Here is a 10,790-nt window from a genome sequence, read left to right as displayed (position 1 = left end):
GTTCACCACGTCCTCAGGTGTCTGCTCTGCTCAGTCCTCCGAGGAGGCCGAGCTCTCCTTGCCCTTGATCAGGTCCATCACGGTCGAGTCGGCGAGGGTCGTCACGTCGCCGACCTCGCGGTGCTCGGCGACATCCTTGAGCAGCCGCCGCATGATCTTGCCCGAGCGGGTCTTCGGGAGCTCGGGCACGATCATGATCTGGCGCGGCTTGGCGATCGCGCCGATCTCCTTGGCGACGTGGTTGCGCAGCTCCTGGACGATGTCGGGACCGCCGTCGCCGGCCGTGTCGCGCAGGATCACGAAGGCGCAGACCGCCTGGCCGGTCATGTCGTCGGCCGCCCCCACCACGGCCGCCTCTGCGACCTTGGGGTGCGAGACCAGTGCCGACTCGATCTCCGTGGTGGAGAGCCGGTGCCCGGAGACGTTCATGACGTCATCGACGCGGCCCAGCAGCCAGATGTCGCCGTCGTCGTCGAGCTTGGCGCCGTCGCCGGCGAAGTAGAGACCCTCCCAGCGCGACCAGTAGGTGTCGATGAACCGCTGGTCGTCGCCCCACAGCGTGCGCAGCATGGCGGGCCAGGGCTCGCGGATGACGAGGTAGCCGCCGTTGCCGTTGCCGACCGACTGGGCCTCGTCGTTGACCACGTCGATCGAGATGCCGGGCAGTGCCTTCATGGCCGAGCCCGGTTTGCCCGCGGTCACACCGGGCAGCGGGCTGATCATGATCTGCCCGGTCTCGGTCTGCCACCAGGTGTCGACGATGGGCGCCCCGGCATGGGCGGCGTCGGCGCCGCCGATGTGCCTCTTGTACCAGATGTAGGCCTCGGGATTGATCGACTCACCGACCGAGCCCAGAAGGCGGATCGAGGACAGGTCGTGCTCGGCGGGGATGTCGTCGCCCCACTTCATGAAGGTCCGGATCGCGGTCGGCGCGGTGTAGAAGATGGTGACGCCGTACTTCGCGATGATCTCCCACCAGCGGCCCCGGTGCGGGGCATCCGGCGTGCCTTCGTACATCACCTGGGTCGCGCCGTTGGCGAGCGGGCCGTAGACCAGATAGCTGTGTCCGGTCACCCAGCCGACGTCGGCGGTGCACCAGTACACGTCGTCATCCTTGAGGTCGAAGACCGCCCAGTGCGTGTAGGAGGTGCCGGTGAGGTAGCCGCCGGTCGTGTGCAGGATGCCCTTCGGCGTCCCGGTCGTGCCGGAGGTGTACATCACGTAGAGCGGGTGCTCGGAGTCGTGCATCTCGGCCTCGTGGTCGGGCGAGGCGGCGTCGACGACGTCGTGCCACCACACGTCGCGGCTGTCGTCCCAGTCGATGTCCTGGCCGGTGCGTCGTACGACGACGACATGCTCGACGAGGTCACCCACCTTGGCCACGGCCTCGTCGACGGCAGGCTTCAGCGCACTCGGAGCGCCACGGCGGTAACCACCGTCGGCCGTGAGGATGACCTTCGCGCCGCAGTCGGTGACGCGGGACGCGAGCGCATCGGCGGAGAAGCCACCGAAGACCACCGTGTGCGGGGCGCCGAGGCGGGCGCACGCCAGCATCGCGACCACGACCTCGGGGATCATCGGCATGTAGATGGCGACCCGGTCGCCCTTCTTCACACCGAGGTCGGTCAGCGCGTTGGCGGCCCGGGAGACCTGGTCCAACAGGTCCGCGTAGGTGACGTCGCGGGTGTCGTCCTCGGGCTCGCCGACCCAGTGGAGCGCGACCTTGTCGCCGTTCCCGGCGTCGACGTGGCGGTCGACGCAGTTGACCGCGGCGTTGATGGTGCCGCCCACGAACCACTTCGCGAAGGGCGGGTTGGACCAGTCCAGGACCTGGTTCCACCGCTGCCCCCAGTCGAGGCGTTCGGCGGCCTCGCCCCAGAACGCATCACGGTCCGACGCCGCCCGGTCGTAGGCCTCCTCCTTGACGTTGGCGTTGGCCGCAAGATCGGCCGGGGGTTCGAAGCGGCGCTCCTCGGTGCTGAGGTTCGCGAGGGTCTGGTCGGCCATGACATCTCCTGTGACTGGTACGTCGGCTGTCGTTGGTGAAACTACTCGGGCGCCGCGGCGGCGACCACCCGTCATCCGGACGGGAGCGGCGCTGTCAACGGTGACAGGTGCGTCTCCGCACACCAGCGGTCCGCCGGCCCCCTTGACCGGCGGACCGCTGGGCGTTCCAGACGGGCTTCAGTGCTTGACGGCAACCTCGGCGCCAGCACCGGTCAACGCGCGCACCTCGAGCTCGTTGTAACGAGCCTCGGCCTCCGGCTCGTTCGACGTCACCGTGCCGAGCCAGCCCAGGAAGAACGCGAGCGGGATCGAGACGATGCCGGGGTTCTCCAGTGGGAACCACGAGATGTCGATGCTGGTGGGCAGCAGGGACAGGTTCTTGCCGGTGACCGCGTCGATGCCCTTGCCGGACACGATGGGGCTGAAGATCACCAGGCCGACGGAGGAGATCAGGCCGCCGTAGATGCTCCACACGGCGCCACGGGTGTTGAACCGGCGCCAGAACATGTTGTAGATGATCGAGGGCAGGTTCGCGCTCGCCGCGACCGCGAAGGCCAGGGCCACGAGGAACGCGATGTTGAGCTTCTGCGCCGGGATCGCGAGCAGGATGGCGATCAGGCCGATGCCGGCAGCGGCGTAGCGGGAGACCCTCAGCTCCTGGGCCTCGGACGCGGTACCCCGCTTCCAGACGCTGTTGTAGAGGTCGTGCGCGACCGAGACGCTGGAGGTCAGCGTGAGACCGGCGACCACGGCGAGGATGGTGGCGAAGGCCACCGCCGAGATCACGGCGAGGAGCACGGCGCCACCGGTCGAGCCGGGTCCACCGCCGACCGCTTCGGCCAGCAGGGGCGAGGCGAGGTTGCCGCCGGACGCCGCCACCTTGGCGTAGGCGTCGGTGTCCAACAGGGCGGCGGCACCGAAGCCGAGCACCAGCGTGAAGAGGTAGAAGGTGCCGATCAGGCCGATCGCCCACAGCACCGACTTGCGGGCGTCGCGCGACGTCGGGGTCGTGTAGAAGCGGATCAGGATGTGAGGCAGCCCGGCGGTGCCGAGCACGAGCGCGAGGCCGAGGGAGATGAAGTCGATCTTCGACGTCGTGCTGACGCCGTACTTGAGCCCGGGCTCCAGGAACGCGCCGCCCTTGCCGCTGTTGGCGGCGGCAGTGCCGAGGAGGTCGGAGAGGTTGAAGCCGAACTTCGCGAGCACGAGGACCACGATCAGGGCGGACCCGGCCATCAGCAGGACGGCCTTGACGATCTGCACCCAGGTGGTGCCCTTCATGCCGCCGACGGTGACGTAGAAGATCATCAGCGCGCCGACGAAGAAGATCGTCAGGTTCTTGATGCCCTCACTCGTGACACCGAGCAGCAACGCGACCAGCGCGCCGGCGCCGACCATCTGCGCGAGCAGGTAGAAGATCGACACGACCACCGTGGACGTGGCCGCGGCGGTGCGGACCGGCCGCTGCCTCATCCGGTAGGCGAGCTGGTCGGCCATCGTGTAGCGACCGGAGTTGCGGAGGACCTCGGCGACGAGCAGCAGCGCCACCAGCCAGGCCACCAGGAACCCGATCGAGTAGAGGAAGCCGTCGTAGCCCGACAGTGCGATCGCGCCGGAGATGCCGAGGAACGAGGCGGCTGACATGTAGTCGCCGCCGATGGCGAGACCGTTCTGGAAGCCGGAGAAGTTGCGCCCGCCGGCGTAGTGGTCGGCCGCTCCGGACGAGTTGCGGCTCGCCCAGATCGTGATCCCGACGGTCAGCGCGACGACGCTGAGGAACAGCCCCGTGGTGAGTATCTGGTGACCCTGCATCAGACCTGCCCTCCATCGTTGCGGCCGGCGGCGTACTGCTCGTCGAGCGAACGCGCGAGCGGGTCGAGCTTGGCGTTGGAGTAACGCGCGTAGACCCAGGCGAGCGCGAACGTCGTGACGAACTGCAGGAGTCCGAAGATGAGCGCGATGTTGATGTTGCCGACGACCTTGGTGCCCATGAAGCCGCCCGCCCACATGGACATCACGACGAAGAGTCCATACCAGGCGAGGAACGCGACGGTCGCGGGGAAGACGAAGCTGCGGTAACGGTGGCGCAGTTCGGTGAACTCGGGCGTCGCGTGGAGCCGGTCGTAGACCGGATCTCCGAGCGCGGCTCGTTCGTTTGATTCGGTGCTCACGGGGTTTCCCTTCGTGCAGGCAGGTCACGGGGTGTGATCGCCGTCACGGTGGCACCGGCCCGGGGGTGACCGCGAGGGTGACGGGTGGGTACGTCGCCGGGTGGACCGCGCGCATCGGTGAGCGGTCGATCTGGCGCGACGAACGGTCACCCGCTCAGGCGGGCAGCCTGATCAGGAAACGACAGCCCGAGGCCGGTTCCCGGACGTTGGCGACGGTCACCGCGCCGTCGTGCGCCTCCACGATGCCCTTGACGATGGCCAACCCCAGGCCCGCTCGGGCGCCGCCGGTGTCGACCTCGTCGGGGGCCGCCGGACTGCGCGCCTCGGTGCCGCGGAAGGCCACGTCGAAGACCCGCTCGCGTTCGTCGTCGGGGATGCCGCCGCAGCCGTCGGTGACCCCGATCTCCACGCCCCCGGGCACGGCCCGCGCGGCGATGTGGACCGTGCCGTCGGCAGGAGTGTGCCGGATGCCGTTGGCGATCAGGTTGGCCAGCACCCGTGCGAGAGCGGCCGGATCCGCGTGCACCTCCAGCCCGTGCGGGACGTCGCCGTCCAGGCGCACACGGCGGGCGGTGGCGATGGCGCCGGCGCCGGCGAGGGCCTCGCTGACCAGGTCGACGAGGAGCAGGGGAACGGGTGCCAGGGACAGGACTCCCGCATTGATGCGGGAGAGCTCGAAGAGGTCGTCGACCATCCGCACCATCCGGTCGACTTCCGCGCGGATCTGTCGGTGGTAGCGGTTGGGGTCGACGGCGATGCCGTCCTCCAGGGCCTCGGTCATGGCCCGGATCCCGGCGAGGGGGGTGCGCAGGTCGTGTGACACCCACGCCACGAGCTCGCGACGAGCTGCTTCCAGTCGTGACTCACGTTCGTCCGCCTCGGCCAACCGCCGGTGGGTGGCAGCCAGCTCGGCGGAGAGCGCCTGCAGCTCCGCCGGACCTCGGCGTTCGGCGATCGCTGCTCCGGCCGAGCCGACACGACGCACGTCGTCGCGCAGCGTCCGCGACCAGCGGGACACGGCGGACGCCAGCGCGAGGGCCACCAACAGCGAGATGGCAGCGCCCACGACGGTCACGGTGGTGACGACGTCGAGGTCGTGGGGCGAGATGAGCATGCGTTGGGCGATCGCGAGGATGCCGCCGAGAACCGAGAGCACGGACACGACGGCGATCACGATCAGCTGCCACCGCAGCGACCGGTTGCGCAGCAGCCAGGCGGCGGCGAGGCCCAGCACACCCACGGACAGCGCCGAGGCAGCGGACACCAGCACGATCTCGATCTGGTCACCGTTCATGCCTTGACCTCCCACCGGTAGCCGACTCCCCAGACGGTGACGAGCCGGCGCGGGCTGCGCGGATCGGCCTCCACCTTCTCGCGCAGCCGGCGGACGTGCACGGTCACGGTGGACTGGTCCCCGAAGCTCCAGCCCCACACCTGCTGCATCAGGTCGTCGCGCGAGAGCGCCTCACCCGGGTGGGCCATCAGGTGCGCGAGCAGGTCGAACTCGCGACCCGTGAGGCTCAGTGCCTCGCCCGCGAGGGTGGCTTCGTGCCGCCTGCAGTCCACCCGGAGGTCGCCGTCGACCAGGACCGCCCGAGCAGCTGCCGTGGGCTCGCCGGTGCGACGCAGGATCGAGGCCACCCGCAGGGTCAGTTCGCGGGGACTGAACGGTTTGGTGACGTAGTCGTCCGCGCCCAGCTCGAGGCCCAGCACGCGGTCCTGCTCGTCACCGAGCGCAGTCAGCAGCACGATCGGCGTGTCGCCGGCGAGCCGCAGCCGCCGGGCCACCTCGAGGCCGTCCATGCCGGGCATCATCACGTCGAGCAGCACCAGGTCGAACTGCCGCTCCAGGGCTGCCGCCAGGGCGCCCAATCCGTCGGCCACCTCGGTCACGTCGTGACCGGCCGCCCGCAGGTAGGTCACCACGACCTCACGGACCGTGACGTCGTCGTCGACGACGAGGATGTGGCCCATGTCAGTCCTCCCCGGTGGTGGGCGCCGAGTCGTCGCAGCGGCGCGCTCGCCACGCGCTCACGAGCACGACCACCACGACGGTAGCGGCGGTGAGCGCCAGCCACGAGGTCAGGTAGGGCCGGTCCAGCAGCGTCGGGTTGTCCGACCGGGCACCGAAGCGACCCAGGACAGGCAGCACGGCCAGGCTGGTGCTGCCCCACACGATGAGGGCGATGGTGGCCGGAGCCTGCGCAGCGCTCGGCAGCAGACGGCGTCCGAGCAGCGCCACCACAAGCACCAGGCCAGCGACCACCCCGTCGTGGGCGAGGCCGCCGGCAGCCAGCCAGAGGCCGACCTCGACGAGCTGGCCGACGTCCTGCCGGCTGAGCGCCAGCCAGCCGCCGTACGCAGCGAAGCCAGTGCCGATGATCGCGATCACGACTCTCACGTCGTCACCTCCAGCGAGCTGACCCACTTGGTCTGCAGGACACCGGGCCGGTTGGGCGCGATCAGTCGCGCGGGATAGCCGTGGTCGAGGGCCAGGGGCTCGCCGTTCAGGCCGAGGGCCAGCAGCGTGCGCGGGTCGGCGGCGACGTTGCCCGGCAAGGACGTACGCCGAAAGGCGCCGTGCTCCTGGAGCGAGGTGACGATGACGTCGGTCCCGGCGGGGACGCCGGCGAGGGCGAGCAGGTCGCGCACGGTGACTCCGTGCCACTCCCCGCTCGCGCTCCAGCCCTCCACGCAGGCGATCGGGAGGGTGTGGGTGACCTGGGGGAGGGCACGGAGCTCGGCCAGGGTGAGCTCGCGCACCGGCGTGCCGTCGACCACCAACGAGAGGCGGTAGTCCGCGGAGGTCGCGCTGGCCGTGACGACGGCGGCGCGGGCGCTCTTGTTGATCGGGATCCCCGCAGGCCCGCGACCCGATCGGACCCCGAAGAGCGAGATGCGGCGCAGCGCGGGCACGGTGCTGCCGGCGGTCAGGACGGTGAGGACGCCGGCCGCGACGAACGTGACGCGGACCAGTCCGCGACGCGTGAGGGGCCCGGGAGTCACCGCGGTGGGACGGTCGTGGGTGGTGTCGTCGATGGGTCGCGCCAGCACGTCTCGGATCACGGGCAGCTTCACCGCGATGTGTAGCGCCAGTGCCCCGATCGACACCCAGGCGAGTGCGTAGTGCGTGGTGCGGAAGGAGAACTCGCGCCACGGATACCACTGCGCGGCGTTGAGGACGCCGGTGGCGAGCTGGAAGACGGAGGCGGCGACGAGGACGCCGATCGAGCCTCGTTCGAGCCCGGCCAGCGCGAGCCGACCGGGCGCGCGCAGTGGGAGTCGCTCGAAGAGTCGCGGGTAGACCGCCCAGAGCTTGACCAGGAGCAGCGGGATGGCTGCGAGCCCACTGGAGACGTGCAGCCCCTGGGTCAGCCGATAGCCCCAGCTCGGGCTGGTCGGCCACGGGATCGGGTGCGAGGGCAGCTGTGCGTAGTGACTGATCAGGCCGGTGACGAAGCAGAGCGTGAAGGCGACCCCAAGCCAGACGCCCACTCGGGCGGCGACCGTCGGGCTGCGCAGCCGCGAGGTGAAGTGCTCGGGTGCGGGCGGGCTGATCATGACGCCTGCGTCATGACGACGAACCAGCGCTGGCCGATCTGGTGGCGGCCGTTCACGCGCAGTCCGACCGCGCTTGCCAGGAGGCCGACGCCGTCCACACCGACCACCGCCCACCGGAACGGCCGGCTGCGATGGTGTGCTGACTCCAGGGTGGCCCAGCTGCTGGTGCTCGCCGCACCCGGTGCCGCCACCTCGGCGACGATCCGGCCGCCGGGTGCCAGCAGCGCGCAGGCGCGTTCGAGCAGGGCCCCGGGATCGCCGCCGATGCCGATGTTGCCGTCGGCCAGCAGTGCGGTCTGCCAGCGCCCCTCGCCGGGGACCGGGTCGAAGATGTCGCGCAGCAGGGCGCAGCCACCGCGGTTCCGGGTCCGCACCACCGCCTCCTCGACGACGTCGATGCCCAGGGCGACGTGGCCGGCTCGAGCCAGCGCCTCCGTCAGGCGTCCGGGCCCGCAGCCGACGTCCAGCGTCGGGCCGACGCAGAGATCGAGCAGGCGCAGGTCGTCCGCGTCGGCGGCACGGGTCCAGCGGTCGACCGGCAGGGTGAGCGGCTGCTCGTGCACTCCCACGACCGTGCACGGGTGGCCGCGCAGGGCACTGGCGAAGACCTCGCTGAACGACACCTCGACGGCCGTCATGATGCCTCCGCGACGTGGACGTCGCGCCACAGTCGGGCGAAGCGGGTGCCGGGCGTGGACATGACTACCTCTGCCAGCGGCTGGACGACCGCAGGGCCTCGACGCGCCAGGGCCCACCAGCCGCCATCCGTGGCCGGGGCCAGGACTGCGTCGTGCCCGGACAGCCCGGCCGCCACGGCGCGCAGGTCGGCGGCGGTGACCTGCGGAGTGTCCATCCCGATCTGGACGACCACACCCGGCCCGGCGACCCGGTGGGCCTGCACGAGCCGGTGGGAGAAGTCGATGCCTTCCTGGGCGACGATCTCGCAGTCGGCCGTGACTCGGGTGAGGGCCTCGGCCTGCGGGCAGTCGGCAAGGTTTCCGGCCAGGGCGATCACGGTGCGCACGCCGGCGGCACGGCAGGCGGCGACCGTGTCGGTGAGGGCGGCCGCCGCGAGGTCGGCGGCACGGTGGTGGCCGATCACCGCCCCGAGCCGGGTCTTGGCCTGACCGGGCACCGGCGACCTGGCCATGACCAGGACGGTGAACGCGCTCATGACGCCAGCACCTTGGAGAAGTCGTGGGCCGTGCGCAGGGTGCCGAGCACCGAGCCCGACACCTTCGACCGGGTGCCTGCGGCCCGCGGGTGGTAGGGCACGTCGTGCTCGGTGATCCGCCAACCGGCCACCGTGACGGCCTGCAACAGCTCGACCGGATAACCGAAGCGCCGGTCGCGGAGGTCGAGGTCGAGCAGTGCCTGGCGGCGGCACACCCGCATGGGTGCGATGTCGTGCGGTGTCATGTCCAGTCGGTGACGCAGCCACGCGGTGACCAGCGCGTTGCCGACTCGTGCGTGCCATGGCCAGACACTGCTGCGCACCGGCCGGCGGCGGCCGACGGCGAGATCGGCGCGGCCCGAGGCCACGTCGTCGAGCAGAGGCAGCAGCGATGCGGGGTCGAACGACCCGTCTCCGTCCATGACCGCGACGAAGTCACTGCGCGCAGCGACCAGCCCGGCGTGCACCGCGGCGCCGTACCCGGGCTGCGTCTCGGTCACCACGCGCGCACCCAGCCGGGCGGCCACCTCGGCGGTGTCGTCGCGCGAGCCGTTGTCGACGACGATGACCGAGAAGCAGGCAGGGATGCGCGGGAGCAGGACGGCCAGCGCGGGTGCCTCATCACGACACGGCAGCACGAGATCACAGTTCATGGTTGTGAAACTAGGGCGCAGACTCCGCGCAGACGGCCGGAAGGTCTTACGAAGCCCTGACGTCCTACGACCGGCTGACGTGCGGCGGAGTGTCGCTGCCTAGGGTCGTCCCATGTCGCGCGACCGTTCCCGGACCGCCCTGGTGGGCCTCGTGACGGCCTCGGTCCTGATCGTCGTCGCCTTCTCCTTGCCCTTCGCGATCGACTGGGACGTCGATGCCCGCAGCGACCGCTTCGGGCTCGCGCCGCTCCACGGCTTCTGGCGACCCGCCCTCGGCGTGGGGACCGTCCCGGCGGTCCTGCTCGCCGTCGGCGCGGTCGCCTCGGCGGGCAGGTGGCAGGCCCTGTCGTGGCGACGCCTCCTGCTGGCGTCGTACGCCGCATCGCTGTCCTGGCTGCTGTCGCTGGCCCTGGTCAGGGGGCCGGCCGGCCTGGATCGGATCCTGGCCCACTCCAGCGAGTACCTCCCTACCGCGCGCGAGGTGACTGACATCGGCGCCTTGCTCACCGGATACGTCGAGCGGATCCCGCAGAGCGCGCCGAACAACTGGCCGACCCACGTGGCGGGACACCCACCGGGCGCGGTGCTGTTCTTCGTCGGGCTGGTCCGGCTCGGTCTCGGCTCCGACCTGCCGGCCGCGCTCGTCGTGTGCGCGCTGGCCGCGTCAGTGCCGGCGGCAGTGCTGGTCTGTCTGCGCCAGCTGGGGGTGGAGTCGGCGGCGCGCTCGGCAGCGCCGTTCCTGGTCTTCAGCCCGGCGGCGGTGTTCATGGCCGTGTCGGCTGATGCCGTGTTCGCCGCGGTCGCGGCGTGGGGGTTGGCGGCGCTGACCCGCGCGGCCACGCGGCCGCGCGTCGGCACGATGGTCGGCTGGTCGGTGCTCGCCGGACTGCTGCTCGGCTGGTGCGTGATGTTGTCCTACGGACTGCCACTGCTGGGCCTGCTCGCGCTCGGTGTCCTGCTGGCGGCGCGTTCGTGGCGGCCGCTCCCGGTCGCCGCGGCGGCCGCGCTCGTGGTGGTCGGCGGGTTCGCGCTCGCCGGCTTCTCGTGGTGGGAGGCCTACCCGGTGCTGGTGGACCGCTACTCGGACGGCATCGCCGCCACGCGTCCCTTCGCCTACTGGGGTTGGGGCAATCTCGCGGCGTTGCTCGTCAGCGGCGGGCCGGCGCTCGGAGCGGGCCTGGCCGTCGCCGTACGCCGGCGCTGGCGCCCCCTCGATCCGGTGCT

General features: G+C 71.0%; 11 protein-coding genes. 1 reads left to right on the top strand and 10 read right to left on the bottom strand.

What is annotated here, in order from left to right:
* Positions 1-30 precede the first annotated feature (30 nt).
* The 10 genes from acs to RMO85_RS02710 all read right to left on the bottom strand — a co-directional run bounded on the left by acs (position 31) and on the right by RMO85_RS02710 (position 9,566).
* Positions 31-2,007, bottom strand: coding sequence for an acetate--CoA ligase (gene acs / locus RMO85_RS02755; RefSeq protein ID WP_310526330.1), 1,977 nt, complete (start codon positions 2,005-2,007; stop codon positions 31-33).
* A 177-nt stretch (positions 2,008-2,184) separates the two neighbouring features.
* On the bottom strand, positions 2,185-3,819 hold the full coding sequence (locus tag RMO85_RS02750; protein WP_310526329.1) for a cation acetate symporter: 1,635 nt from the start codon (positions 3,817-3,819) through the stop codon (positions 2,185-2,187).
* Positions 3,819-4,178, bottom strand: coding sequence for a DUF485 domain-containing protein (locus RMO85_RS02745; RefSeq protein ID WP_310526328.1), 360 nt, complete (start codon positions 4,176-4,178; stop codon positions 3,819-3,821). The genes RMO85_RS02750 and RMO85_RS02745 overlap by 1 nt, the downstream gene beginning before the upstream one ends.
* Positions 4,179-4,332: 154 nt before the next feature.
* On the bottom strand, positions 4,333-5,472 hold the full coding sequence (locus tag RMO85_RS02740; RefSeq protein WP_310526327.1) for an ATP-binding protein: 1,140 nt from the start codon (positions 5,470-5,472) through the stop codon (positions 4,333-4,335).
* On the bottom strand, positions 5,469-6,152 hold the full coding sequence (locus tag RMO85_RS02735; protein WP_310526326.1) for a response regulator transcription factor: 684 nt from the start codon (positions 6,150-6,152) through the stop codon (positions 5,469-5,471). Before RMO85_RS02735 ends, RMO85_RS02740 begins: the two co-directional genes overlap by 4 nt.
* 1 nt (position 6,153) lies before the next feature.
* Positions 6,154-6,579: a hypothetical protein gene (locus RMO85_RS02730; protein WP_310526325.1), complete on the bottom strand. Its 426-nt coding sequence runs from the start codon at positions 6,577-6,579 to the stop codon at positions 6,154-6,156.
* Positions 6,576-7,739 (bottom strand): molybdopterin-dependent oxidoreductase, encoded by a 1,164-nt coding sequence (locus RMO85_RS02725; RefSeq protein ID WP_310526324.1) that lies wholly within the window; start codon positions 7,737-7,739, stop codon positions 6,576-6,578. The genes RMO85_RS02730 and RMO85_RS02725 overlap by 4 nt, the downstream gene beginning before the upstream one ends.
* Positions 7,736-8,377 (bottom strand): class I SAM-dependent methyltransferase, encoded by a 642-nt coding sequence (locus RMO85_RS02720; protein ID WP_310526323.1) that lies wholly within the window; start codon positions 8,375-8,377, stop codon positions 7,736-7,738. Before RMO85_RS02720 ends, RMO85_RS02725 begins: the two co-directional genes overlap by 4 nt.
* Complete coding sequence (locus RMO85_RS02715; protein WP_310526322.1) at positions 8,374-8,913, bottom strand: DUF2064 domain-containing protein; 540 nt, start codon at positions 8,911-8,913, stop codon at positions 8,374-8,376. Before RMO85_RS02715 ends, RMO85_RS02720 begins: the two co-directional genes overlap by 4 nt.
* A complete protein-coding gene (locus tag RMO85_RS02710) occupies positions 8,910-9,566 on the bottom strand; it encodes a glycosyltransferase family 2 protein (RefSeq protein ID WP_310526321.1) in 657 nt (218 codons plus the stop codon). The genes RMO85_RS02715 and RMO85_RS02710 overlap by 4 nt, the downstream gene beginning before the upstream one ends.
* A 112-nt stretch (positions 9,567-9,678) precedes the next feature.
* On the opposite strand from RMO85_RS02710, the gene RMO85_RS02705 reads away from it, so the two are divergent.
* Positions 9,679-10,790: hypothetical protein (locus RMO85_RS02705; protein WP_310526320.1), on the top strand; the 1,112-nt coding region annotated here is incomplete at its 3' end.

The organism is Nocardioides sp. (assembly GCF_031422975.1).
In the GTDB taxonomy this organism is placed as follows: Bacteria; Actinomycetota; Actinomycetes; order Propionibacteriales; family Nocardioidaceae; genus Nocardioides.
The sequence above is the reverse complement of the archived record's forward strand: the minus strand, read 5'-3'. Positions and strand labels throughout refer to the sequence as shown.

Excerpts from the sequence above, each read along its gene's own strand:
- RMO85_RS02720 (WP_310526323.1), bottom strand. The coding sequence starts at position 8,377 with ATGACGGCCGTCGAGGTGTCGTTCAGCGAGGTCTTCGCCAGTGCCCTG.
- RMO85_RS02740 (WP_310526327.1), bottom strand. The coding sequence starts at position 5,472 with ATGAACGGTGACCAGATCGAGATCGTGCTGGTGTCCGCTGCCTCGGCG.
- RMO85_RS02750 (WP_310526329.1), bottom strand. The coding sequence starts at position 3,819 with ATGCAGGGTCACCAGATACTCACCACGGGGCTGTTCCTCAGCGTCGTC.
- RMO85_RS02715 (WP_310526322.1), bottom strand. The coding sequence starts at position 8,913 with ATGAGCGCGTTCACCGTCCTGGTCATGGCCAGGTCGCCGGTGCCCGGT.
- RMO85_RS02735 (WP_310526326.1), bottom strand. The coding sequence starts at position 6,152 with ATGGGCCACATCCTCGTCGTCGACGACGACGTCACGGTCCGTGAGGTC.
- RMO85_RS02710 (WP_310526321.1), bottom strand. The coding sequence starts at position 9,566 with ATGAACTGTGATCTCGTGCTGCCGTGTCGTGATGAGGCACCCGCGCTG.
- acs (WP_310526330.1), bottom strand. The coding sequence starts at position 2,007 with ATGGCCGACCAGACCCTCGCGAACCTCAGCACCGAGGAGCGCCGCTTC.
- RMO85_RS02725 (WP_310526324.1), bottom strand. The coding sequence starts at position 7,739 with ATGATCAGCCCGCCCGCACCCGAGCACTTCACCTCGCGGCTGCGCAGC.